Raw genomic sequence first — 22602 nt, forward strand, 5'->3', positions numbered from 1 at the left:
TGCCGCGTACTGGACGTACTCGGGCGCCCCGACAACGCGGCCAGGTGCGGTGCCAGGCGTCGCGGGCCCGACAAGATCCGAAAGAGACGGCCTAGGGCCGGTATTGGCCCCCTCCTCTCTCTTCCCCGTCCTTTCCCCTGATACAGAGGCACAGGTGAACGTTTCCATGGATGTGCGGCATTCCCGGAAGGCCGGGATCGCGGCCACCCTGCTGACTTTGGCCGCGCTCTCGGCATGCGGCGAGCAGCCCGCCGCCAAGGGCGGCGTGGCCGCACCCACGACGAGCTTCACCGAGAACGGGGTCACCGTCACGCTCTCGGTGTCCGACTGGCATGCCCCGCAGGGCACCCTGACCGCGGTCTTCACCCCCGAGAAGGGCTTCCACCTCTACAGCACCGATCTGCCACCCACCGGGATCGAGGGCGTGGGCAGACCGACCGCGGTGAGCGTCACCGGGGTCCTGCGGGCGGACGGGAGACTGACGGCCGCCGCCGACGTACGGACGATCAGCGTGCCCGGTGTCGACGCCCCGCTCCCGGTCTACCCGGACGGCCCGGTCACCACCACGCTGCCCATCCGCGCCGATGGCAACGGGGACGCGACGGTCCTGCTCGGGTACGCGAGCTGCAGTTCGCAGGAGGGCTGCACCATCCCGGTCTCCGACCGCCCCGTGCACCTGCGCGTCACCGACGACGGCCCGGCCTTCGGTGTCCACTAGGAACGGGCGTTCACCTAAGGTGTGCCCATGCCCAGCGTCCTGGTCGTGGAAGACGACCCCAGCATCCGCCAGTCACTGATCGAGGTCCTGGCGGAGCACGGGTATGCCGTACGCAGCGTGGGTGACGGGTTCGGCGCCCTGCGCGAGGTCACCCAGACACCCGTCGACGCGGTCGTCCTCGACCTGGGGCTGCCCGATTTGGACGGAGGAGACGCACTGCGAATGATCCGGGGCATTTCCTCCGTTCCCGTACTGGTGGCCACCGCCCGCGACGACGAGACGGAAATCATCAAGCTCCTGAACGCGGGCGCCGACGACTACCTGGTCAAGCCCTTCTCAGGGGGACAACTCATCGCACGCCTCTCCGCCGTCCTGCGGCGCACCAGCCACCTTCCCCCCGCCCATGCCGCACACTCCGCGCATGCCGCTCAGGGTTCGCGGCCGGCGCCGGCAGCCGAACCGCTGCGCGCCACCACCGTGGGCGAGCTGGCCGTGGACCCCGGCGCGCGCACCGCGTACCTGGCCGGCCGGGAGCTCCACCTCACCCGCCGGGAGTTCGACCTCCTCGCCTTCCTCGCCCACCACGCCGGCCAGGTCGTCTCCAAACGCCGGCTGCTGACCGAGGTCTGGCGCGAGCCGTACGTGGACGACCAGACCGTCGACGTGCACCTGTCGTCCCTGCGCCGCAAGCTCGGCGAACGCGCGGCGGCCCCGCGCTACCTGCTGACCGTCCGCGGCGTCGGCATCAAACTGGTGGCGCCGCGTTGAGACGCTCACTGGCCGGAGTGGCGCTCGCCGTGACGTCCATGGTCGCCCTCTCCTTCCTCATACCGCTGGCCGCGCTGGTGATGTCGCTCGTCAAGGAGCAGAGCGTCACCGCGGCCGAGCAGCGGGCCGCCGCGCTGGCCCCCGTACTGACGTTGACCACGGATCCCTCCGCCCTGCGGGAATCCGCCGCCAGTCTGGACGCGACCGAGCACCTGGTCGTCCACCTGCCGGACGCCCCTGCCCTCGGCCGCTCCCGAGCACCCGCGGCACTGCTCGAACGGGCACAGCACGGACGCGAGTCCATCTCCCAGCAGATACCCAGCGGCTGGATATGCCTGCAGCCGGTGGTGCTGCCCGGCGACCAGGTCGCCGTCATCGAGAACTTCGTCCCCGAGGAGGAGCTGACCCGCGGCGTCAAGGCCTCCTGGGCGGTCATGTTCCTGCTCGCGGTGGGCCTGATCGGCGGTTCGGTGCTGGTGGCCGACCGCCTCGGCGCGAAGGTCGTCAGGTCCTCCAGGAGACTCGCCCACGCTTCCCACGCGCTGGGCGAGGGCAACCTGGACGCCCGCGTGGACCCCATGGGTCCCAAGGAACTGCGCGACGCAGGCATCGCCTTCAACGCCATGGCCCACCGGATGACCGAGCTGCTCGCCGTCGAACGCGAACTGGTCGCCGACCTTTCCCACCGGCTGCGGACCCCGCTGACCGCCCTGCACCTGGCATCCGAGCGCATGGCGGGCTCACCGGAGTCGGCCAGGGTCGAGGCGGCGGTGGGCGAACTGGAGGCGGAACTCCAGGCCATCATCACCGCGGCGCGCACCCCGCTGGCCGTGGGGCCGATGGGCCAGGGCATGCTCGGTACGGAAGCGGGTACGGGTCACCACGCCACCGGCGCGGGATCGTCCGGCCCCCGCTGCGAGGCGGCCGACGTCGTCCGCCGCCGCACCGCCTTCTGGGCGGTCCTGGCAGAGCAGCAGAGCCGGCCCTGCTCCCTCGACGTCACCCAGGAGCCCTCGGCCGTCAGCCTCTCCGACGACGACATCGCCGCCGTGGTGGACGCGCTCATCGGCAACGTCTTCCGCCACACCCCGGCCGGGACCCCGTTCGGCGTTCGCGTCGTCCGCACCGCGCAGGCCGTGGAACTGGTGGTGGAGGACGCCGGTCCGGGCATCCCGGAACCGGACCGGGCCCTCTCCCGCGGGAGCAGTACCGGTTCCTCGGGGCTCGGTCTCGACATCGCGCGGAGGGCCGCGGCCGTCACCGGCGGCTCGATGCGGATCGCCCGCGGCCCCGAGGGAGGCGCGCACATCACCGTGGTCTTCGCCCTTGCCCCACCCCTGCCGTCCGGGCGCAGGCCCCGCACCTCCCGACGGCGTACGGGCTGGCCGCGCGGCCGGTGACGTCCGGCGTGAGCAGCCGCGCTTCAGCGGGCCGCACCTGGCGGCCAACCTCGGCCTGGTGCAGAGGGTGAAGGCGATCGGGGAGGAGATCGGCTGCACCGTGGCCCAGCTGGCCCTGGCCTGGTTGCTCGCCCAAGGCGACGCCGGCACGGCCGTCATCCCGCTGCCCGGCATGCGAAGGCGCGTCCACGTAGAGGAGAACGCCGGGGCCGCAACCGTTCGGCCTTCCACCGAGCAACTGCGGTCGATCACGCAGGCGATCCCTGAAGCGGCCGGCGCGCGGGCTCCGGATCTTTCCCGCCTGGAGCAGTGAGGACCGTTCGGACCGGCCCCGCCGTGCGCAGTTCCGCGGAGACAGCCGGGGGGCATGCGCGAACGACTCCTTCCTTGCGTGCCGTCAGCGGGCGAGTACGTGGCCGTCGTGGGGGCGGTGGTCGCGGGAGCGGCGCAGGTCGGTGGTGACGTAGGTGCGTTGCAGCCAGCGGTCCGCTCCGTCGTACCGGGGGTGGAAGGCGGTGCGGCCGTGCACGGTGACGCGGTTGTCGATGACGACGAGGTCGCCGGGGGTCAAGCGCAGGGTGCGGGCGGTCGCCTCGCAGGCGCGGCCGAATTCGGCCAGTGCCGCAGCGGCCCGCGGGGTGAGCGGGGTGGTGACGAGCTGGGCCATGCGAATGTCGGGATCCTCGACTGCTCCCGACAGCACCGGTCGGGGCCTGACATCGGACCCACCCGAGTCGGAGGCGGGGCCGAAGGAGGGCGGTGGCGTGGTGATGAACTCCGGTGCGAACAGGGCCTGGCGGCTGGCGGGGGTGAGCAGCGGCAGTGCCTCACGGATTCCGGCGACGCGCATGCCGGCGATCAGGTCGTGGTCGGCGCGCAGGCACAGGAAGACCACGTAGTCGGGTGGATGGGGGTGGAAGCCGTTCTCGGTGTGGAAGGACAGCGGCACCGACCCGGCGTTGCCGTGGAAGGCCTCCTGCCCGGGCACGGGCACGACGTCCTGCACGAGGGCGCCGGACTTCTCCGCCAGGTAGGCGAGAGGATCACCGAGCCCACAGGCCACCATGGTGAGCACCGCGGCCGAGACGGAGGCCTGGCGCTGGACCGAGCCGGCCACGGCCGGTGTCGCGGGCAGGGCCGCCTGATCAACGGGCAGGCCGCCGATCACCAAGGTGCCGTGCGGGCCGGAATGCCGTCGGAAACGGCGTATCCCACGACGCAGCAGCAGCGGAAGGTCGTCCCAGGCGTCCCGGGCCCGTGCCACCCACTCGGGGTTGTCGACCTGCTCGTTCCCGTCGCTGCACAGGGCGCGGGCGAGCCGCTCGCAGGCGTCGGTATCGGCCGGGTCCAGTTCCCGGTCGGCGGCGACTGCGGTGCTTCGGGGGGTGTCGGGCGTCGTCTCGGGCATCAGGGTCTCCTGCCGGGGGTGTGGGCGGCGGACGCGCGGACTCACGAGTGGCGCAGCCCGGCCACGGCGTCGGCGACGTAGTGGTCCCCGAATCGGATCAGGGAGGCGTACTGGGCCGCGCGGCGATGGCGCATGAGCCGAAGCTCGGCGACGGCGTTGTCGGGACCCTCGGGTTTCTGAGCGATCGAGCGACGCAGATGCACCATCGAGTACGCGAGGGTGACGTGCCGTTCACCGTCCACGATGTCGGCTTCCAGGAGCGCTCCCCGTGCCTCGGCCAGCTCGGGGGCGCGGGCCGCCACGTGCTCGTAGGAGTCGGGAACCACGGACAGCAGGTCCTTCATCGCCGCCCGGAACAGCTTGTATCCGCGGTGCTGGCGCCCGCTCAACGGGATGTCCACCGACGGGGGCGCCATGGTGTGGCGTATCGCCGCCATGTAGTAATCGGCCGGGATCGTACTGGCGTGGGTCATGGCCGCCGGGAAACCGCGTACGTACACCGTCGCGTCCGCCAGCCGCAGCAGCGCGGCCTCGCGGGCGCCGTGCCGGAGGTGGCGGGTGGCGTCGGCCACGGCCACCGCGGCGCAGACGTTGAACAGGACGTGAACCTGGTGGCCGATGAGCCACCGAGCGCTCCACACACTCTCCAGCGATGCCCCGGCGGTGGGCTCGGGGACGGCCACCGGCGGTACGTCGTCGGGCTCGCCGTCCGGCGCTGCGCCCATGAGGTCGAGCACCGACTGCCGCATGCCGGCGACCTCCAGGGCCAGGTCGGCACCTGACAGGGGAGCATCACACAGGTCTTCCAGACCGCGGTGGACGACCAGGGCACCGTGCAGGGCGGCCTGCTGATCCGACAGTTCCTCCTCACGGACCCGGAAGTACGACTGACTGGTCGACTCCGCAGGCAGTCCCTCACCGGCCACGGCCGGAGCCAGAGCCGACAGCGAGGCCACCAACTCACCGGCGACCACGGCGGCCTGCCGCAGCGCGAGGGTCCGCTCGACGGGCCCGGCATGGGTCGCCACCCCGTCCAGGACGCGCGCGGCCCGCTTCGCCTCGGCATCGACCCGTGGGCCCAGCTCCGGGACGGGGCGCCCGCCTCGGGGCTCACGGAAGACAGCGACAGCAGGATGACCGGCAACCGGTGATAAGCCCATGGTTGAAGTTCTTCGCCAGGAACACCGCATGCGAAACCTTGATCGGCACGACAATTCCTGTGTGATGCACGGGAGTTGGCCTGGTGCGGTGGCGTGGTGCCACCAGTTCACGAGCACGGCCCGCCCGGCGACGGCCTCGTCCGCCGAGGTCAGGCCGCCAGGTCAGACCGCTACGCACAGCAGCCCGACCACCCGAGCCGACGACTTGCCCGCTACAGCACTAGGTCGATCGAGCGGTACTGGTCCAGCACGGCGAAGCCAGTGCTGTCGTACAGGCTCATCGCGACCTCGTTGCCGCCGAAGACGTTGAGCATCATCGCCTCGTCGCCGCCCTGCCGGGTGGCCCACGCGCCGACGGTCATCGCGGCCCGGCCGTATCCCTTGCCGCGGTGCTCCTTGTGCACGTCCAGCGAAAAGCCGAAGGTCACGCCCGGCAGGAAGCCGTGGTTGACCCAGCCGGTGCCGACCACCTGGCCGTCGGCCTCCATCGCGTAGAAGGCGTGACCCGGGGTGAGGTATCCCTGCGGGAGGTGGCGGGCGAAGTCCTGGTCGGACTTCGCCTTGGCCTGCTCCGGGGTCAGAGCTCCGGCCCGGACGATGTCCGCGATGTACGCCGCCTCCTGACCGGCGTACCAGCCCGGGTACTCCTCCTCGGTGAGCCGACGTACCGTCAGGCCCGTCGGCAGCTCGGGCTGCTCGGCCACGGCGCACATCCGGTTCTGTCTCACTACCGCGTAGTCGGCGAACACCCCCGCTCCGCCGGTGAGCCGGACCTCCACCCGCTGCGCGCCGTGCTCGGCGCACCACCGCTCGGCCCACTCGCGCCCGCCCGGGACCGTCAGGTCGTGGATCCGACCCACGGTCGCCCCGTTCTCCTCCGTCACTCCGACCGCGATCCACCCGGTGCCGTCCGTGGCCACCGTCCAGTCGTCGATTCCCTTCACCGCCCACTCCAGGAGGGCCCGGGCCAGGGGCTCCGAGCACCCCGCAGCCCGGTACCCGGCCAGCACCCGCTCCTCGAACCCGTCTCGCCACTCGCCCTGGTCGGCCACGATCGCTATCTCGTTCATGCTTCCACCTTAGGCAGAAGCGCCGACGGAGCCCGATCTCCGGACGTGTCGACGACATCCGCGACTGCCGTGCAGCAGAAGCGACTTGAGTCTCCAGTAGGGGGAGACGAGAAGCTGGGGGCATGGACGACGACACGCTCTATTCGATCGGTGAACTGGCCCGGCGGACCGGCTTCACGGTCAAGACCATCCGGTTCTACTCGGATCGCGGAATCGTGACGCCGACTGACCGCAGCCCGGCCGGCTACCGCCTCTACACCGTCGACGCCGTCGCACGCTTGGACCTCGTGAGGACCCTGCGCGACCTGGGACTGGACCTTCCCACGATCCGGAAGGTGATGGACCGGGAGATCTCACTTCCCGAGGTCGCCGCGGTGCATGCGGAAGCACTCGCGCTCCAGATCAGCACCCTGCGCCTGCGGCGCGCGGTACTGACGGCGGTGGCCGAACGCGGCTCCACCCCTGAGGAGACGGATCTCATGCACAAACTGGCCCGCCTCTCCGAGGACCAACGGCGGCGTCTGATCGGCGACTTCCTCGACGCGGTCTTCGGCGGCCTCGGCGCCGACACCGTATTCGCGGGGATCAGGCGGTCCATGACCCCCGAACTGCCCGCCCATCCCGAGGCCGAGCAGATCCACGCGTGGGTGGAATGGGCCGAGCTGTCCCAGGACCCGGATTTCCAAGCCGCCGTACGCCGGCTTGCCGAGGAGGAAGCGGTCGACCACGCCCAGCGGGACGGCACGCGGCTGCACCGGGACCTTGCCGCGACCGTCCGTGACCACGTGGGCCCAGCCCTGACGGCCGGCATCGAACCGGCTTCTCCCCAAGCCGATGCGATAGTCGAGGCGCTCACGGCTCACCACGCTCACGTCCTCGGCCGTCCGGACGACGTCGGACATCGCCGTCGGCTGCTGACCCGCCTGGAGGGCATGAACGACCCCCGGAGAGAGCGGTACTTTCAGCTCCTAGCAGAGATCAACGGCTGGCCGGCCCCGGAGAGTCTGGCGCCGGTGTTCGAGTGGTCCATCCAGGCTTTGCGCGTCAGGGGGCAGAGGTAGTCAGTTGGTCAACGCTGCCGTGGAACTACGGGCGGACGCGACGCCGTCCGCACCCGCTCTCATTCTCCGACCCTGGTGCATGCAGGACGCTGCCGCACTGGTCGAGGTGTGCCGGGATCCCGCTCTGTTGCGGCATTGGACCGGCTTTTCCGTGGAAAACGAAGCCGACGGGGCGCGGTGGGTGCAAGCCCAGCAGCATGGTTGGGCGGCAGGAGACCGATTCGGCTTCGCCGTCCTTGACGCTCAACCCGATTCACTTCAGGGGCAGTTGGTCCGGAACGTGGTCCTCAAGGAAGTCGCATCCGGCAAGCCGTCCGCCGAGGTGGGCTATTGGAGCGCAGCGCACGCTCGCGGGCGGGGCGTGGCCCCACGCGCTCGCGGCGCGGTAAACCGATCGACACCCTGATCTGGAGTGTGTTGGCTGGGCGTCATGCCTGAACTGCGTACCGACCGTCTCCTGCTCCGTCCGTGGCGGGAGTCCGATCTCGAGCCGTGGGCGGCGATGAACGCCGATCCCGAAGTCCGAGAGCACCTCGGGGGCCTGCTGAGGCGTGAGCAGAGCTATGCCGAGGTGGCATCCATGCAAGCCGAGTTCGACCACCGAGGATTTGGGTGGTGGGCGCTGGAAGCACGGGAGACCGGCGAGTTCATCGGCCGTGCCGGCTTGGACGAGGTCGACGAGAACATGCCGTTCGCAGGGGTGGACATCGGGTGGCGGTTGATGCGTTCGGCGTGGGGTCACGGTTACGCCACCGAGGCCGCCTTGGCCTGCCTGGCGTTCGGGTTCGAGACCCTCGGGCTGCCGGAGGTCGTCGCGTCGACGACCGTCGGCAACGTGCGTTCCCAGGCGGTGATGCGCCGGATCGGCATGACCCGGGACGCGGCTGACGACTTCGAGGATCCGAGCGTGCCCGAAGGGCCGCTTCGCCCGTGTGTGCTGTACCGAACCTCGCTTCACGGACGGGAGTTGCCGCTCGGGTGCGGGCGGAGCTCCACCGCGTGGTCCTCGACCCGCTCGGCGCGGCGCCCTTGAGGGATTGCCGACCGGGCCGACCGAGCCGGCCGGCCGCTCTCGTCAGCCCCGACTCCTCCCTCGTCCGGTGGAAGGTTGCGCCGGTAGAAGCTTCGGTACGCGCGCACCGAGGGGCCGTCTGCCGCTGACCACAGGTCCTTTGCCACGGGCCGCCGCCACCGCAGGACATCCACGTCCGATGCGGCGTTGCGCCGCACCAGGCGCCGCAGGAACGCCGCCCACAGCCGGTTGACCGGCCACAGGAGCCAGTCCGGTCCGAGCTTGCGTACGACGATGGCCCACATCGCGATCGTCAGCCCGGGTCCCACCGGACTCACGGCGGCGATCACGGTCAGCAGTGGTGGCCGGGTGTCCTGCTCGGGCTGTGATTGGGCGGTGACCAGGGCCAGTGTCGGGCTCGCCATCGTGACCCGGGCGTAGGGGCGGAAGCGCTGGACTCGGGTGACGTTCGGATCGACGGGCTGGATCATGAAGGCGAAGTGGCGGCCTTCGTCCCGCAGGGGAACGTACTTCATCGGCCCCGGCGCCCCGTGCGCGCAGGGCCAGTGCGCCACGTCGGTGACGTGCTCGCTGACGGTCAGCAGGTCCGAGTGGCACACGTGCACCTCACCGGAGACGTGCAGGTAGCGGCGGTGGTCCTGGGCGTGGTCGAGTTCGGTGAACGGCTGTGCCGGGCCCGGCCCGTGCCAGAACCAGATGCATCCGCTGTGTTCCACCACGGTCAGGCTGCGCTGGACGGCCCGCGACGGGATGCGGCAGCCGCCGGGGATCTTCACGCAGCGGCCGCTGATGTCGAATTCCCAGGCGTGGAAGCCGCAGGTCAGGCTTTCCTTCCGGACGTATCCGCCGCGGGCCAGATGCGCCCCCATGTGGCAGCACTGGCTTTCGACCATGCCGACCTGTCCGCTGTCCGTCCTGAACAGCGCGTACTCGTACGACATGTAGGTCACCGGTGTCACCTGTCCGCGCCGCAGGTCCCTGCCGAAGCGGGCTACCAGCCGGTGGGAGCGGTGACCGGATCGAGGTCGCCACCCGGGGGCAAGTGCCGGTGGAGCTCCCGGTCGTAGGGTCGCGCTTTCGGGGGCCGGGTCATGGCTGCTCTCCCTTCGTGGGCACCGTACGGTCGTCGTGCCGCGGCCTCGCCTGGGCGGGCAGGGGGGCGGGCCGGGCCGGTGATGCGTACCAGGTGTAGGAACTGGGGTCGAAGCGGTTCAGGCGGCGCACCAGCCGCCCGGTGGACCACGGCCAGGCGAAGGTGTTCCGCCCGCTGGGGCTGAAGTAGTAGCTCGTGCAGCCGCCGGAGTTGTAGACGGTGGTCCGCAGCGCCTCCTGCACCGCCGTGTTGTGCGCGGCCTGCGTGTCCGGCCGGACGTCCAGGGCACGGTGGCCGCCGCGGTCGAGGTGGGCCAGGGCGGTGGTGAGGTACGTCAGCTGGGCTTCCAGGACCGTGATCGCCGAGGTGGAGCCGCCGAGCAGATTCGGCCCCAGAAGCAGGAAGAGGTTGGGGAATCCGCTGACGGTGGTCCCCAGGTACGCCTGCGGTTCGCCGCCCCAGGTCTCGTGCAGCGTCCGGCCGTCCGTGCCGTACAGACTGCCGGCCAGCGGCGGCTCACCGACGCGGAATCCGGTGGCCGTGATGAGGACGTCGGTCGGGGCCGTGCTGCCGTCGGCGCCGATGACCTCGTTCCCGCGTACGGCGGTCACGGCGGTGGGGTGCAGGCGGACATGCGGCTGAGCCAGGGCCCGGTAGTAGGTGCTGGAGGTGAGGAGACGCTTGCAGCCCAGCCGGTAGTCCGGCGTGAGCGCCTGGCGCAGGCCCCGGTCATGGACCGCGAGCCGCAGGTGTGCACGGGCCCCCGCCTCGACGAGGCGGGCGACCTGCGGGTGACGAAAGGCGAATCCGAAGCCCTCCTGCAGCGTGTACTGCCCGGCGCGCAAGGCGCGGCGGGCACCGGGTAAGCGGTCCAGGCCCCAGTTGAACGCCGCCGGTACCGGCAGGTCGGGCTTGGGCAGCACCCACGGGGCGGTCCGCTGGAAGAGGTGCACGGCTGCCGCCCGGGCCTCGATGGCCGGGACGACCTGGACGGCGGAGGCGCCGCTCCCCACCACGGTCACGCGCCGCCCGGCCAGGTCGACGCTGCCGTCCCACCGGGCAGTGTGGAGCACGGGCCCGGCGAACTCCTCGATCCCGGGGACGTCGAGGCGGCGCGGAACATGCCACGGCCCGGTGGCCAGGACCAGTACGGCGGCGCTGTAGGGCCCGTCGCTGGTCTCCAGCAGCCAACGCCCGGCCGCCGGATCCCACCGGGCTTCGCGCACGTGCACCCCACAGCGCAGGACATCGCCGAGCCCGTGCTGTTCGGCCGTCGTCCGCAGGTACGCATGGATCTCCCGCTGTCCGGCGAAGACCCTGCTCCAGGCGGCGCCCGGGGTGAACGAGTAGCTGTAGAGCGTCGAGGGCACATCGCAGGCACAGCCCGGGTAGGTGTTCTCCCTCCATGTCCCGCCGAGTTGGGATGCCTTCTCCAGGATGAGGACATCGCGGTGCCCTGCCTGACGCAGCCGGATGGCGGCGCCGATACCGGAGAACCCGGCTCCGACGACCACGACGCGCACGTTCCGTCCGGGCCGTGCAGCCTGCGCCGGGATCACAGCACGGCTCCGGCCGACGCGCGGGCAGTGATCGTGCGCTTGAACCACGGATGCCTGTTTCGTGTCGTTGACGCCATGCGCCGCATGATCCCGAACCGCTCACCCGGGCAGAGCACGCACGGCTGGTGCGGAAGGTGCTGAAGAAACCTTCCGAGCTGGGGTTCCGATCAACTCCAGCCGTCGCCGACGGCACTCGAACGGAGCACGGTGAGGTCACCACGTTCGGTGTGACTCCTGATCCGGCGTGGTGTCAGGGGGCGTGGTGGCGTCGTTCGGTAGCTGCGGACGAGTACCACGGCCTGTATCGGCAACTCGCCCGCAGCCACGCGTCACTTTCGCCAGAACAGGTGGTGCGTCACGCCGCTCGGGCTGGGCACGACGTCCAGGTGGAACCGGTCGAGCAGCTCATCAGGTGACTCCCAGAGCCGCACTCCGGACCCGAGCGTCATCGGCGAGACCACCACGTGCAGGGTGTCGATGAGGTCGGCGTCGAGGAACTGCCGGATGGTGGTGGTTCCGCCGCCGAGACGGACGTCCTTGCCCTGCGCGGCCTCCCGTGCCTGCTCGAGGACCGTGGCAGGGTCGCCGTCGACGAAGTGGAAGGTGGTGTCGGAGAGGGTGAACGAAGGACGCAAGTGGTGGGTCATGACGAACACCGGGGTGCGGAACGGGGGCTCGTCCCCCCACCAGCCCTGCCACTCATGATCGTGCCAGGGCCCGCGCTGGGGTCCGAACTTGTTGCGGCCCATGATCTCGGCGCCGATGTTGCGTGCGTAGTCCCGCGTGAAGTAGTCGTCGAGGCCCCGGCTCCCCCCGGGGTCGGTGCGCATGGGCCAGCTCGCCGTGGCGCCGGCCCAGGCGAACAGCCTCTCGGGATCGGCGTGGCCGAACGGCCTCTCGAGGCTCTGGTCCTCACCGGCGCCGATTCCGTCACTCGAGACGTTGAAGTTCTGGACTCTCAGTAGCTGAGCCACCTGTTCCTCCTGTGTGGTCGGTAACAGTGGTGAGACTCTGCGCGCCGGGAAAACTCATCGCTGTGTCCGTGACCGGTCGGATTCGGGCAGGTGCCGTAGTGGGGCCAGGCACCGCGGGCCCGCGAAGATCGCTCGGACAGGGCCTAGCCCGCCGGTCGCGGTGGCCGGATCAGGCGGCGGACGGATTCGACCACCGTCTCGCGGTGGCGGGCCAGCCGCTCCGGGGGCCAGGCGGCGCCCGGGCCGCCCGCCGCCGCGCCGTCCACCGTGCCCGTCCACGCCTGCGCCAGGCCCATCACCAGCGCGAGCAGGTCCGCCGGATCGAGCCCCGGGTCGATCAGTCCCGCCTCCTGTGCCCGCTCCACCGCCGCGATCTTGCCCCGGTAGGACTCCGCCTCGGCGTCGGTGGTGCCCGGCCGCTCCAGCTGCTTCCACTGCACCAGCCGCATCAGGTCCGGTCGCGCCACGAGATGGTCGAAGACCGCCCCCACGTACCCGGGCAGGTCGCGCGCGTCGAAGGGCACCGACTCCGAGCCCGTCTCCAGCGCCCGCTGGAGCACGGCGTCGAACAGCTGCTCCTTGTTTCCGTAGTAGACGTAGATGAGCCGCTTGTTCGCCTGGGCGGTCTCCGCGATGCGGTCGACGCGCGCCCCCGCGATGCCGTACGCGGCGAACTCGCAGAAGGCCGCGTCGAGCAGCCGTGCCTTCGTTGCGCTGGAATCCCGTGCCATGGCGGGCAGCCTAGCAAGTAACTATCTAGTTATTGACATCCGTCGCACCTTGGGCGCAGACTCGAACTATCCAGTTAGTTACTTACTAATCCACCACCCCACGGAGGACACCATGGAGATCCGCGCACTGGGCGGCCAAGGACTGAAGGTCGGCGCCGAAGGCCTCGGCCTCATGGGCATGAGCGCCCACTACGGAGCCACCGACGAGACCGAGTCCCTCGCCACCATCGACCGCGCCCTCGAACTGGGCGTGACCCTGCTCGACACCGCCGAGGGCTACGGCCCCTTCCGCAACGAGCAGCTCCTCGGCAAGGCCCTCGCCGGCCGCCGCGACGCCGCCGTCATCGCCACGAAGACCGGCGTCGAGTTCACCGACGAGGGGGCCTTCCTGGGCCACAACGCCACCCCCGAGTACATCCGCCGCTCCGCCGACCGCTCCCTGCGCCACCTCGGCACCGACCACATCGACCTGTACTACCTCCACCGCGTCGACCCGAACGTGCCGATCGAGGAGAGCGTCGGCGCCATGGCCGAGCTCGTCGCCGCCGGCAAGGTCGGCCACATCGGGATCTGCGAGGCCGCCGCGACCACCATCGCCCGCGCCCACGCCGTCCACCCGCTGGCCGCCGTACAGACCGAGTACAGCCTCTTCGAGCGCGGCATCGAGCACGACGGCGTGCTGGACACCCTGCGCGAGCTCGGGATCGGTCTCGTCGCCTACTCCCCGCTCGGCCGCGGCTTCCTCTCCGGAGCCGTGACCAGCTCGGACGACTTCGCCGACGACGACTTCCGCCGCACGGACCCCCGATTCCAGGGCGAGAACTTCGACCGCAACCTGGCCGTCGTCGACCGGGTCCGCCACCTCGCCGCGGAGAAGGGGGTCACCCCCTCGCAGCTCGCGCTGGCCTGGACCCTGCGCAAGGGCGCCGTGCCGATCCCCGGGACCAAGCGCCGCCGCTACCTGGAGGAGAACGTCGCCGCGACCGCGGTCACGCTCACCGACTCCGACCTGGCCTCCATCGACGCCGTCGCGCCGTACGGCGTGGTCTCGGGGGACCGGTACGCACCCGAGCTCATGACGTCACTGAACGGCTGAGCCGGTGCCCGGCGCCCCGTCGCGGCCCGTGCGGACGCATTCGATCAGGTAGTCGCCGTTCTCCGGATCCACGGTGACCCCGTGGGCCTCGCTGTGGAAGCCCGGGAAGGCCCGGTCGAAGGCCTCCAGGGCGCGCAGGTACCGCAGCAGCGGCCCGTCAGGAGCGCCGGTGGACTCCCCGGGCATCAGTACGGGGATCCCCGGCGGGGTCACGGTCACCATCGCGGCGGCCACCCGCCCGGCCGCCTCGGCCAGCCGTACGCGCTCCGTGCCGCCCCGGATCAGCAACTGGTAGCAGTGGCGCGGCGGGGCCACCGGCTCCGGGAGCTCCTGGAAGGCCGCGTCGAGGGCGTCGATCAGCTCGGCGCGGGTCAGGTGCTCGTGCATCTCGCGGCACAGGGCGCCGAGGGTGGTGTGGCCGTAGCGGCGTGGGAACCGCTCGACCAGCTCCGGAAGGACCCGGTCCAGCGGGGCGTCCGCGTCGTGGAGGGCCTTGAAGTCCATGAGGGCGTCCATCAGGGTGCCCCACTTGCCCTTGGTGATGCCCATGGAGAACAGGATCAGCGTGGTGTAGCTGTCGGTCTTCTCCACGACGATCCCGCGCGCCGCCAGGTAGGCGGTGAGGATCCGCGCGGGGATGCCCCAGTCGCCGGTCTCACCGGTGGCCGTCACCCCGGGGCAGGTCAGGGTGACCTTGACCGGGTCCAGCATGCAGTAGCCCTCGCCGAGCCCGGCGAAGCCGTGCCAGTCGGCACCCGGCTCCAGGTGCCAGCAGGACGGCTGGCGGCTCAGCAGGGACTGCGGTGCGTCCGCGAACGCGACGCGCGCCCCGGTCGCCGGATCGGTGACCGACTCGGGCTGCCACACCCCGAAGAACCAGCCCGGCCGGTCCCCGGCGGCGGCGATGCGGCGCCCGGTGCGGACCACGGCCTGCCGGAACCGGATCGCCTCGGTCACGGCCTCGTCGATCAGCCACTGGCCCTGCGGGCCGTCCATCATGGCGGTGGCCACGTCGAGGGAAGCGATCGCGGGATACAGCGGCGAGGTGGTGCCGTGCATCATGAACGCCTCGTTGAACCGCTCGTGTTCGACCGGGGCCCGCGGCGCCGACCTGACGTGGACCATCGCGCACTGGGAGAGGGCGGCCAGCAGCTTGTGCGTGGACTGCGTCGCGAAGACCGTGGGCCGCCCCGGCCCCGGCTCCGCGTCGCTGTCCGGGAAGGTGTCCGGCCCGACCGCCATGCCGTAGCGGCCCGCGTACAGCGGATGGAAGCGGGCGTACGCGAACCAGGCCTCGTCGAAGTGCAGGCGCGGCGTGCTCGGCGCGAGGGCCCGGGCCGCCGCGATGGTGTCGTAACACAGGCCGTCGTAGGTGGAGTTGGTCACCACCGCGTACTGGGCTGCGGGGGAGAGCGCTCCGGCCGTGAGCGGGTTCGCGGCGATCCGCGCGGCCACCGCCGCCGGGTCGGTCACGGCGGGCGGCAGGGGGCCGGCGAGCCCGTAGCCGTTGCGGGTCGGCACCAGGTAGACCGGGCGCGCCCCGGAGATCACGAGCCCGTGCAGCACCGACTTGTGGCAGTTGCGGTCCACGAGCGCGATCTCGTCGGTCGTCACGCTGTAGTGGCCGACCATCCGGTCCGCGGTGGAGTCGCCGTGCAGGACGAAATAGGTGCGGTCGGAACCGAAGACCCGTGCGGCGTTGCGCTCGGCCTCGCCGATCGGACCGTTGTGCTCGAAGAGCGACCCGAGCTCCCCGACCGAGACCGACAGGTCGGTGCGGAACAGCCGCTCCCCGTAGTAGTCGAAGAACGCCCGCCCGGCCGGGGACTTGAGGAAGGCGACCCCGCCGGAGTGGGCGGGAGTGTGCCAGGAGTATTCGTGGGAGTCGTCGAACCGGCGCAGGGCCTTGAAGAACGGCGGCAGGAGGTCCCGGTGGTAGCTGCGGGCCGCCGTCGCGACCCGGCCCGCGATGAAGGACGGCGTGTCCTCCAGCGGCCAGATGTAGCCCACCACGGTCTCCGAGACCCACAGCGGCAGCCGTTCCAGGTCCTGGTCCGCGTCGTCCGCCATCACCAGGAAGACGGGCAGGCCCTTGAAACGGCGCCCGATGTGCCGCAGGACCTCCCCGCCGCCACCCTCCTCGACCGCGCCGCCCGCCGTACGCGGCAGGTCCCAGGCGACCACGGCCGCGGCGAGACCGGCTTCGGTCTGCAGGGCGGCCTGCGCGTCGCGCGCACTGGGCGCCCAGCGCAGCTCCAGGCCCTGGTTCTCCAAGTCCTTTCCGATGCGCCGCAGTTGCTCGGCGCTGACGCCGCCGCCCATCGGGTTCTCCCGCAATGCCAGCAGGACCGTGCCGTTGGCCATCTCTTCCGCTCCCCACGCCAGAGGTACGGCCGCCCGTACCGAGCCCCAGTGTCCCGGCGCCCGCGGTGCCCCCGCCGATCTTCGGCGGGGCTTCACCCGCAGGTGGGCGTGGCGGCGCGCCGCCGTGACGCGATGGCCGCGGTGTCCGGCGGCGGGGCGCTGCGCAAAAAGCGCCCCCCATCGAGCCCCCGGGGTGGCGTCAGGCGACCCAGGTTCCCGTCATGCCGAGGACGGCCGCGCCGTCCTGGTCGGCCAGTTTGGTCCCGGTGAAGTCGCGGGCCCACTGCGAGGTCTGGAGGCGGAAGGCGGGGCGTTCGGCGGTCAGGGCCTCCATGACGGCCTCGGCCGCGCCGGCCGGGGTCTGGGCGGCGTCGCCCAGGAACTGGCCGACCGTGCGGTCGATGTAGTGGCGCAGGGTGTCGGCGTACGGTCCGGCCGCCGCGATCCGGGCGTCGAGGTCGAGCCCGATGTTGTTGACGAACTCGGTCGCCACCGCGCCCGGTTCGACGACGGACACGCTCACGCCGACGGCGCGCGCGACGGGCGCCAGGCTCTCCATGTACCCCTCCACGGCGAACTTGGCCGCGCAGTAGGCCTCGTTGAAGGGCTGGCCGATGACCCCGCCGACGCTGGTGACCGTGATCAGGCGGCCTCCGGTGGCCCGCAGGTGGGGGAGTGCGGCCTTGGAGACGTTCAGCACGCCGAAGAAGTTGACCTCCATGACCTGGCGGACGTCGGCGACGGTTTCCAGTTCGAGTGTGCCGAGGTGTCCGGCGCCGGCGTTGTTCACGACGGCGTCCAGGCGGCCGTAGTCGGCGATCACGCCGTTCACCGCGGCGGTGACGGAGTCCTCGTCGACCACGTCGAGCCGGCGGATGTCGATCTCGACGCCCGCCTCGGCGGCCGCCTTGCGCAAGGCGTCGGCCCTGCCGGTGTCGCGCAGGGTGGCCACCGTGCGCCATCCGGCCCGGGCGGCGGCGATGGCGGCGGCCAGCCCGATGCCGGAGGAGGTGCCGGTGATCAGGACGGTACGGAGGGCTGTGTCGGGGGTGGCGGGGAAGGTGTGCATGGGGGCCTCTCAAAGGAGCGAGATTTATGTGCGTGCACACACACTTTAAATTTATGTGCGCGTGCACGCAACCCCTAGACTGTGTGACATGGCGAAGAAGCTCACAGAGGCCGAGATGCCGGCCGCCGACTACGCGTTCTACGGGCTCGTCTGGGCCGGTACGACGATGACGGACCGTGTCGACAAGGCCCTCGTGAAGGCCCATGACCTCCCCGTGTCCTGGTTCGAGGTCATGCTGTGGCTGGCGTCCAGCCCCGAGCCCGTGCCCGCGTCCGTACTCGGCAACAGCACGCTGCTCAGCCGCAGCCAGGTCTCCCGGGTCGTGGACGCCCTCCAGGGCCGGGGCCTGGTGGCGCGCACGCCGTCGGCGCGGGACGCGCGGTCGGTGGAGGTCGCGCTCACACCGGCCGGGCGTACGGTGTTCGCCGCGGCGGACGCCACCCGCCGCGAGGCCTTGGCGCCGGTCTTCACGGACCTTCTCGACGCCGAGGACCTGGAGGCCCTGGGCGTGGTGTGGCGCAAGCTCAAGGCCGCGAAGGCTGCGGAGACCGCGGAGGGCGAGTAGGGGCGCCCGCCGGGGAGGTGCCGGGTCTGCCAGGCGGCCGTTCACAGCCCTCGGGCTCACCCGTTCGGGCCGGGAGAATCGCGGCTCCGCGGTGCCTCTTCTAGCGTCGCGTGTGGGGATTGCCCGCCTCGGAGGCGGCATCCCGGCATCGCAGACGCTGAGAGCGCCGACCGTCCCGAAGGGGATTCCATGAAGAACAGCAAGAGCGAGTTCAAGTTCGTCGTCACCGGTGTTGATCTGACGGAAGAGCAGCAAGCCCAGGTGAGTCTCGCCATCGCCCAGGCCGGTGCGCTGGCGTTGGGCGACCTCGCGCCGCGCGACGCGGTCGGCGTGCGGCTGGATCCGAGGATCTGGTGGCACGGCATCCCGAAGGAGGTCGTGGTCCAGCAGCTCCAGGAGTTCGCTGCTGCGGAGGTCGGGTTGAAGAGGTGAGTCCGGTGACCACCGGCCACGATGAGGAGGCACTCGGACAGCCACGCGCGTGCCCGAGCGCCGCCTGCCACGAGGGCGCCTCACTGGTGGGTGTCATGACCGGATCAGGTCGGCTGGCATACCTGCCCATGCCCGTGCTCATCGACGGCGCCTTCGCCGACAAGCTGGAGGCGTCGGGCCGTCCTGAGAGCCGGTACCGGTTCACAGGTCCCTGCTCCGAGGGCGCGTGCCCGCAATGGACGGGGACCGACTGCGGAGTGATCGACCACATCCTTGATGATGCGCCCCCTGCCGAGCGCACTGACCAAGGCTCGGACACGGTGCAGGAAGACCGGTCGCTTCCGGCCTGCGGCATCCGACGTACCTGCCGGTGGTTCTCGCAACGAGGCCCGGCCGCCTGCGCGGTCTGCCCGACGATCGTCGCGGATACCGGCGGAACGGCTACCTACCGCTCGACGCACGGATAGGAATCGCACCGTGCTCGTCACTGGGGCGCGAGTTGGTCAGGCGGGCTGCCACAGCTCGATCCGGTTGCCCTCGGGGTCGGTGACCCAGCCGAATCGGCCGACCCCCTCCATGTCCTGCGTGTCCTTGGCCACGTCCGCTCCCTTGGCGCGCAATTGCGCGAGCATCGCATCCAGGTCGCGGACCCGGAAGTTGAGCATGGTCCGCTGGGCGCGGGACCCGAAGTAGTCGGTCTCGGACTCGAACGTCGCGAACACCGTCAGCCCGGCTCCCTGACGCCACAGGCCGTTCTCATCGGCGTCCAGGCCCAGGCAATCGCGGTACCACGCGCCCAGGGCCGCCGGGTCGGCGGCCCGCATGAAGTAACCACCGATTCCAAGCACACGTTCCATGCCGCCATCTTGCCAGGACGGCGATCGGGCCGGCGGTGTCGATCGGGAGAAAAAGGGATTGCCTCTCGGCCAGAGCTCACGTTGGCTGGGCGGCATGGCTGAACTGCGCACCGATCGACTCACCCTCCGCCGCTGGCGTGACTCCGACCTTGAACCATGGGCGGCGATGAACGCCGATCCCGAGGTCCGGGAGCACCTGGGCGGCCTGCTCACCCGCGAACAGAGCGATGACTCCGTGGCTCGGTTCCAGGCCGAGTTCGACCGGCGAGGTTACGGCTGGTGGGCGGTTGAGGTGCAGGCCACGGGGGAGTTCATCGGGTTCGCGGGCTTGGACCAGGTGGATGACGGCCTGCCGTTCACCGGAGTGGAGATCGGCTGGAGGCTCGCCCGCTCGGCCTGGGGACACGGCTACGCCACCGAGGCCGCGCGGGCAGCCCTGGCCCACGGCTTCGACAGTATCGAGCTTCCCGAGATCCTCGCCGTGACCACGGCCACCAACCTCCGCTCCCAGGCGGTGATGCGCCGGATCGGCATGACCCGGAACCCGGCCGACGACTTCGACGACCCCACCGTGCCGGCGGGCCCACTGCGACCCAACGTGCTGTACCGCATCACCGCCGGTGGTACGAGGACCTGACGTACTGCGCACAGGCGCGCTCGATCGGGCCGCAGCGGATGCGGGCTCGCTCACGGCAGAGGGGTCACGTGCCGTCCGGCGTGGACTCCATGGATCGCATGGCTTCCTCGGAGCGTTTCTCCATCTCGTCCGGCGGGACGTCCTCGATGTGCGTGGCGATGTTCCACCGGTGGCCGAAGGGGTCCTCGAACTGGCCGGTGCGGTCGCCGTAGAACTCGTCCTTGACCGGTGACAGCTCGGTGGCGCCCCGGGCGAGGGCCTTGGCGAAGACCGCGTCGACGTCTTCGACGTACACATGCAGGGTGACCGGCGTGCCGCCCACCGCCTTCGGCGAGCGGAATCCGATGTCGGGGTACTCGTCCGCGAGCATGATGACCGAGTTTCCGAGCTCCAGCTCGGCGTGGCCGATCTTGCCTTCGGGTGCGGCCATCCTCATGCGCTCGTGTGCGCCGAGGACGGAGACGTAGAAGTCGATCGCGGCCGCGGCTCCGTCGATACAGAGGTACGGCGTGACGCGCGGATATCCCTCGGGAACGGGTTGGACAGTCACCGGCCTCCTGCCTTTCCGGACAGTGACGGTCACCGCCGACCGCCGCCTGCGACCACAGATATCCCGAACCCGCGGCGCACGGGCCCGCGCCGCGCGGCAGGCGGGCACCGGATGCCCCGAAGGGCCTCGACCCGCCCGGTGTGCGGGCGCGACGCGGTGTCGGGCGGCGGGGTCAGGCAGGATCCGAAGGAGACGGCCAGCCCGGCCCGTACAGCAGCGCCGCCAGGCCGTGCTCGTGCCCCGCGCCGTTGAAGTCCTTCCAGCTGATCTCACCGTCCCCGTCCGAGTCGATCAGCTCGAACGCGGCGTCCGCCGCCTGCACCGGCACGTCCTTGAGCTCCCGCCACGCCACGAACTCACGGCGGTCCATCAGCCCGTCCCCGTCCCGGTCGGCCACATTGAACTGCGCGTGCAGCACGGCCATCACCTCCGACGAACCCGAGGGTTTGCCGGAATCCGAGGCAGGAAGCCGGTCGAAGATCTTGTCGGCGGCTGCCACCCTCTCGGTACCCATGCCACGAGGCTAGGCCGAGCCCTTCCCCGCACCGGCGGATTCCCGCGCCCGGGGGCGTGTCATGCCCGGTGCGGGACCTCCTCTGGGCGGCCCATCACCACCAGGTTGCCGTCCGGGGTGCGCCGCGCGAGGTCGCCGGTGCGGAAGTAGCCGTCGGCGGTGAAGGAGCGTGCGTTGTGGTCGGGCGCCCGGTAGTAGCCCCGCAGGGTGTAGGGACCACGGGCGAGGAGTTCGCCGGGCTCCCCCTCGGGCACGTCCTTGCCGTCGGCGTCGACGATGCGGATCTCATCGTCGGGCGAGAGCGGGCGGCCCTGCGTGGTGAGCACGGTCCCGTCCGGATCGCCGGGCCGGGTGAGGGTGAGCAGCCCCTCGGCCCTGCCGAAGACCTGCTGGAGGCGACAGCCCCATTCGGGGGCCATCCGTTCGGCGGTCGCCCGGTCCAAGGGACCGCCGCCGATCTGGACCAGACGCAGACTGCTCAAGTCGGCCTGGACCGTGGGAAGCGCATCGAGCCAGAGCCGGGCGACGGCGGGCGTCACCGATGTGAGGGTGACCCGCTCGCGTTCGATGGCCGGAAGGCATTCGGCGGGTTCCGGGTTCTCGACCAGGACGACGGTGCCGCCGACGGAGAGGGTGCCGACGATGCCGGGGCAGCCGAAGGTGAAGTTGAACTCGGCGGGCAGCGCGGCGAGATACACGTCGTTCTCGGTGAGCGACACCAGCTCGGCGGCGGCCCGCGCCTGGTAGGTGTAGTCGTTGTGGGTGCGCGGAATGAGCTGGGGCGCCGCGGTGGCATCGCCGGAGAGCAGGAAGAACGCCACCTGGTCGGCGCTCTGCGCGAGCGCCGGCTCGGGCGCGGCGTCGATGGAGCCCAGCGGGCTGTACTGGCAGCCCGACGGGTCGGTCGTCAGGCCGCCGTACGGGGACGCGGCGCCCGGCGCCTCAAGGGTGAACACCCGCCGCAGGAAGGGCCCTCGGGCGGCGATGTCGGCGGCCATCGCCGTGTGGTCGAAGCCCTGGTACGTCGAGGGACCGACGTAGCCGACGGCCTGGGTGACCCGTACGAGGTGGGCCACCTCGGGCGCGCGGTGCGAGAGCGGGCAGAACACGGGGACCGCGCCGGCGCGCATCAGCGCGAACACCGTGATGACGAACTCGGGAACGTTCGGCAGCTGGACGACGACCCGTTGCCCGGGCCGGAGGCCGCGCAGCCGGAATCCGGCGGCCATGCGGTCCACGCGCCGGTTCAGGTTCGCGTACGTGATGCGGGTGCCGTCGTGCACGAGCGCGGTCCGCGGTCCGTACTGCAGGGCCCAGCCGCGCAGCAGGTTGTCCAGCGTGTTGCCACGCCAGTGCCCGGCTGCCCAGTAGCGGTCGGCGAATTCCTCGGGCCAGGGCGTACAGCCGTCGAGCAGGGATGGCATTCGCTTCCTTCTGTACCAGCTAAGGGCCGTCTTGACCTGGCCAGTCCAAGCCGTCAACACCCCTGTACGCAATCCGCTGTCCAAACCAAGGACGCTGAATTCCCTCAGCGGAAGGCCCA

At 71.0% G+C, this 22602-nt stretch carries 24 protein-coding genes and 1 pseudogene; 12 read left to right on the plus strand and 13 right to left on the minus strand.

Translation table 11 applies throughout. From position 1 onward, the window contains the following. Nucleotides 1–166: 166 nt before the first annotated feature. From ACZ45T_RS36035 to ACZ45T_RS36050, 4 genes are read left to right on the plus strand one after another with little or no spacing between them, the layout of a single operon-like run. Nucleotides 167–718 (plus strand): hypothetical protein, encoded by a 552-nt coding sequence (locus ACZ45T_RS36035; protein WP_468448364.1) that lies wholly within the window; start codon nt 167–169, stop codon nt 716–718. Nucleotides 719–745: 27 nt separating this feature from the next. After that, nucleotides 746–1486, plus strand: a complete 741-nt coding sequence (locus ACZ45T_RS36040; protein ID WP_468448365.1) for a response regulator transcription factor — start codon at nt 746–748, stop codon at nt 1484–1486. Further along, nucleotides 1483–2886, plus strand: a complete 1404-nt coding sequence (locus ACZ45T_RS36045) for a sensor histidine kinase (protein ID WP_468448366.1) — start codon at nt 1483–1485, stop codon at nt 2884–2886. The genes ACZ45T_RS36040 and ACZ45T_RS36045 overlap by 4 nt, the downstream gene beginning before the upstream one ends. Further along, nucleotides 2813–3199: an aldo/keto reductase gene (locus ACZ45T_RS36050; protein ID WP_468448367.1), complete on the plus strand. Its 387-nt coding sequence runs from the start codon at nt 2813–2815 to the stop codon at nt 3197–3199. The genes ACZ45T_RS36045 and ACZ45T_RS36050 overlap by 74 nt, the downstream gene beginning before the upstream one ends. Nucleotides 3200–3283: 84 nt before the next feature. Here ACZ45T_RS36050 and ACZ45T_RS36055 read toward each other — a convergent pair whose 3' ends face one another. From ACZ45T_RS36055 to ACZ45T_RS36065, 3 genes are all read right to left on the minus strand, one after another. Continuing rightward, nucleotides 3284–4294 carry a TauD/TfdA family dioxygenase gene (locus ACZ45T_RS36055; protein ID WP_468448368.1) on the minus strand — a complete coding sequence of 337 codons (1011 nt, stop codon included), beginning with the start codon at nt 4292–4294 and terminating at the stop codon, nt 3284–3286. Nucleotides 4295–4335: 41 nt separating this feature from the next. Further along, complete coding sequence (locus tag ACZ45T_RS36060) at nt 4336–5322, minus strand: hypothetical protein (RefSeq protein ID WP_468448369.1); 987 nt, start codon at nt 5320–5322, stop codon at nt 4336–4338. Between the two features lie 344 nt (nt 5323–5666). After that, entirely contained in the window at nt 5667–6524 is an 858-nt protein-coding gene (locus tag ACZ45T_RS36065; RefSeq protein WP_468448370.1) for a GNAT family N-acetyltransferase, read from the minus strand. Between the two features lie 122 nt (nt 6525–6646). Between ACZ45T_RS36065 and ACZ45T_RS36070 the strand changes: the two genes are divergently transcribed. From ACZ45T_RS36070 to ACZ45T_RS36080, 3 genes and pseudogenes are all read left to right on the plus strand, one after another. Further along, nucleotides 6647–7585, plus strand: a complete 939-nt coding sequence (locus tag ACZ45T_RS36070; RefSeq protein ID WP_468448371.1) for a MerR family transcriptional regulator — start codon at nt 6647–6649, stop codon at nt 7583–7585. A 19-nt stretch (nt 7586–7604) separates the two neighbouring features. Then, nucleotides 7605–7973 (plus strand): annotated as a pseudogene (locus ACZ45T_RS36075) (GNAT family N-acetyltransferase); the annotation flags it as partial. 42 nt (nt 7974–8015) lie between these two features. After that, complete coding sequence (locus ACZ45T_RS36080; protein WP_468448372.1) at nt 8016–8618, plus strand: GNAT family N-acetyltransferase; 603 nt, start codon at nt 8016–8018, stop codon at nt 8616–8618. Here ACZ45T_RS36080 and ACZ45T_RS36085 read toward each other — a convergent pair. The 4 genes from ACZ45T_RS36085 to ACZ45T_RS36100 form a co-directional block, all read right to left on the minus strand. Then, nucleotides 8540–9616 carry a Rieske 2Fe-2S domain-containing protein gene (locus ACZ45T_RS36085; protein ID WP_468448407.1) on the minus strand — a complete coding sequence of 359 codons (1077 nt, stop codon included), beginning with the start codon at nt 9614–9616 and terminating at the stop codon, nt 8540–8542. The two genes, ACZ45T_RS36080 and ACZ45T_RS36085, sit on opposite strands and share 79 nt — an antisense overlap. Before the next feature lie 91 nt (nt 9617–9707). Beyond that, nucleotides 9708–11225, minus strand: a complete 1518-nt coding sequence (locus ACZ45T_RS36090) for a flavin-containing monooxygenase (RefSeq protein ID WP_468448373.1) — start codon at nt 11223–11225, stop codon at nt 9708–9710. A 374-nt stretch (nt 11226–11599) separates the two neighbouring features. Next, nucleotides 11600–12244 (minus strand): dihydrofolate reductase family protein, encoded by a 645-nt coding sequence (locus ACZ45T_RS36095; protein WP_468448374.1) that lies wholly within the window; start codon nt 12242–12244, stop codon nt 11600–11602. A gap of 143 nt (nt 12245–12387) precedes the next feature. Further along, nucleotides 12388–12975, minus strand: a complete 588-nt coding sequence (locus tag ACZ45T_RS36100; protein WP_468448375.1) for a TetR/AcrR family transcriptional regulator — start codon at nt 12973–12975, stop codon at nt 12388–12390. Nucleotides 12976–13087: 112 nt separating this feature from the next. On the opposite strand from ACZ45T_RS36100, the gene ACZ45T_RS36105 reads away from it, so the two are divergent. After that, nucleotides 13088–14071 carry an aldo/keto reductase gene (locus tag ACZ45T_RS36105; RefSeq protein ID WP_468448376.1) on the plus strand — a complete coding sequence of 328 codons (984 nt, stop codon included), beginning with the start codon at nt 13088–13090 and terminating at the stop codon, nt 14069–14071. Here the strand turns inward: ACZ45T_RS36105 and ACZ45T_RS36110 are convergent. Both ACZ45T_RS36110 and ACZ45T_RS36115 read right to left on the minus strand, forming a co-directional pair. Then, nucleotides 14057–16435 (minus strand): Orn/Lys/Arg family decarboxylase, encoded by a 2379-nt coding sequence (locus ACZ45T_RS36110; protein WP_468448377.1) that lies wholly within the window; start codon nt 16433–16435, stop codon nt 14057–14059. The genes ACZ45T_RS36105 and ACZ45T_RS36110 overlap by 15 nt on opposite strands. Before the next feature lie 199 nt (nt 16436–16634). After that, nucleotides 16635–17504: an SDR family oxidoreductase gene (locus ACZ45T_RS36115; protein ID WP_468448378.1), complete on the minus strand. Its 870-nt coding sequence runs from the start codon at nt 17502–17504 to the stop codon at nt 16635–16637. Nucleotides 17505–17592: 88 nt separating this feature from the next. Between ACZ45T_RS36115 and ACZ45T_RS36120 the strand changes: the two genes are divergently transcribed. The 3 genes from ACZ45T_RS36120 to ACZ45T_RS36130 all read left to right on the plus strand — a co-directional run bounded on the left by ACZ45T_RS36120 (nt 17593) and on the right by ACZ45T_RS36130 (nt 18968). Then, the gene (locus ACZ45T_RS36120) at nt 17593–18069 is read left to right on the plus strand and encodes a MarR family winged helix-turn-helix transcriptional regulator (protein WP_468448379.1); all 477 of its coding nucleotides are present in this window, start codon (nt 17593–17595) and stop codon (nt 18067–18069) included. 189 nt (nt 18070–18258) lie between these two features. After that, a complete protein-coding gene (locus tag ACZ45T_RS36125) occupies nt 18259–18501 on the plus strand; it encodes a hypothetical protein (protein ID WP_468448380.1) in 243 nt (80 codons plus the stop codon). Nucleotides 18502–18506: 5 nt separating this feature from the next. Beyond that, nucleotides 18507–18968 (plus strand): hypothetical protein, encoded by a 462-nt coding sequence (locus ACZ45T_RS36130; RefSeq protein WP_468448381.1) that lies wholly within the window; start codon nt 18507–18509, stop codon nt 18966–18968. A gap of 36 nt (nt 18969–19004) precedes the next feature. Here ACZ45T_RS36130 and ACZ45T_RS36135 read toward each other — a convergent pair whose 3' ends face one another. Beyond that, a complete protein-coding gene (locus tag ACZ45T_RS36135) occupies nt 19005–19358 on the minus strand; it encodes a VOC family protein (RefSeq protein ID WP_468448382.1) in 354 nt (117 codons plus the stop codon). 94 nt (nt 19359–19452) lie between these two features. Between ACZ45T_RS36135 and ACZ45T_RS36140 the strand changes: the two genes are divergently transcribed. After that, on the plus strand, nt 19453–19995 hold the full coding sequence (locus tag ACZ45T_RS36140; RefSeq protein ID WP_468448383.1) for a GNAT family N-acetyltransferase: 543 nt from the start codon (nt 19453–19455) through the stop codon (nt 19993–19995). A gap of 64 nt (nt 19996–20059) precedes the next feature. Here the strand turns inward: ACZ45T_RS36140 and ACZ45T_RS36145 are convergent, their stop codons facing one another. From ACZ45T_RS36145 to ACZ45T_RS36155, 3 genes are all read right to left on the minus strand, one after another. Then, nucleotides 20060–20545 (minus strand): VOC family protein, encoded by a 486-nt coding sequence (locus ACZ45T_RS36145; protein ID WP_468448384.1) that lies wholly within the window; start codon nt 20543–20545, stop codon nt 20060–20062. Between the two features lie 172 nt (nt 20546–20717). Then, nucleotides 20718–21059: an EF-hand domain-containing protein gene (locus ACZ45T_RS36150; protein ID WP_468448385.1), complete on the minus strand. Its 342-nt coding sequence runs from the start codon at nt 21057–21059 to the stop codon at nt 20718–20720. Between the two features lie 59 nt (nt 21060–21118). Then, the gene (locus tag ACZ45T_RS36155; protein ID WP_468448386.1) at nt 21119–22483 is read right to left on the minus strand and encodes a (2,3-dihydroxybenzoyl)adenylate synthase; all 1365 of its coding nucleotides are present in this window, start codon (nt 22481–22483) and stop codon (nt 21119–21121) included. Nucleotides 22484–22602 lie beyond the last annotated feature (119 nt).

Source organism: Streptomyces sp. NPDC030995, assembly GCF_055571215.1.

Bases quoted from the DNA above. Each gene is read 5' to 3' on its own strand.
- ACZ45T_RS36070 (WP_468448371.1), top strand. From the start codon at position 6,647: ATGGACGACGACACGCTCTATTCGATCGGTGAACTGGCCCGGCGGACC.
- ACZ45T_RS36055 (WP_468448368.1), bottom strand. From the start codon at position 4,294: ATGCCCGAGACGACGCCCGACACCCCCCGAAGCACCGCAGTCGCCGCC.
- ACZ45T_RS36100 (WP_468448375.1), bottom strand. From the start codon at position 12,975: ATGGCACGGGATTCCAGCGCAACGAAGGCACGGCTGCTCGACGCGGCC.
- ACZ45T_RS36080 (WP_468448372.1), top strand. From the start codon at position 8,016: ATGCCTGAACTGCGTACCGACCGTCTCCTGCTCCGTCCGTGGCGGGAG.
- ACZ45T_RS36035 (WP_468448364.1), top strand. From the start codon at position 167: ATGGATGTGCGGCATTCCCGGAAGGCCGGGATCGCGGCCACCCTGCTG.
- ACZ45T_RS36140 (WP_468448383.1), top strand. From the start codon at position 19,453: ATGGCTGAACTGCGCACCGATCGACTCACCCTCCGCCGCTGGCGTGAC.
- ACZ45T_RS36125 (WP_468448380.1), top strand. From the start codon at position 18,259: ATGAAGAACAGCAAGAGCGAGTTCAAGTTCGTCGTCACCGGTGTTGAT.
- ACZ45T_RS36065 (WP_468448370.1), bottom strand. From the start codon at position 6,524: ATGAACGAGATAGCGATCGTGGCCGACCAGGGCGAGTGGCGAGACGGG.
- ACZ45T_RS36105 (WP_468448376.1), top strand. From the start codon at position 13,088: ATGGAGATCCGCGCACTGGGCGGCCAAGGACTGAAGGTCGGCGCCGAA.
- ACZ45T_RS36040 (WP_468448365.1), top strand. From the start codon at position 746: ATGCCCAGCGTCCTGGTCGTGGAAGACGACCCCAGCATCCGCCAGTCA.
- ACZ45T_RS36110 (WP_468448377.1), bottom strand. From the start codon at position 16,435: ATGGCCAACGGCACGGTCCTGCTGGCATTGCGGGAGAACCCGATGGGC.
- ACZ45T_RS36155 (WP_468448386.1), bottom strand. From the start codon at position 22,483: ATGCCATCCCTGCTCGACGGCTGTACGCCCTGGCCCGAGGAATTCGCC.
- ACZ45T_RS36120 (WP_468448379.1), top strand. From the start codon at position 17,593: ATGGCGAAGAAGCTCACAGAGGCCGAGATGCCGGCCGCCGACTACGCG.
- ACZ45T_RS36115 (WP_468448378.1), bottom strand. From the start codon at position 17,504: ATGCACACCTTCCCCGCCACCCCCGACACAGCCCTCCGTACCGTCCTG.
- ACZ45T_RS36135 (WP_468448382.1), bottom strand. From the start codon at position 19,358: ATGGAACGTGTGCTTGGAATCGGTGGTTACTTCATGCGGGCCGCCGAC.
- ACZ45T_RS36150 (WP_468448385.1), bottom strand. From the start codon at position 21,059: ATGGGTACCGAGAGGGTGGCAGCCGCCGACAAGATCTTCGACCGGCTT.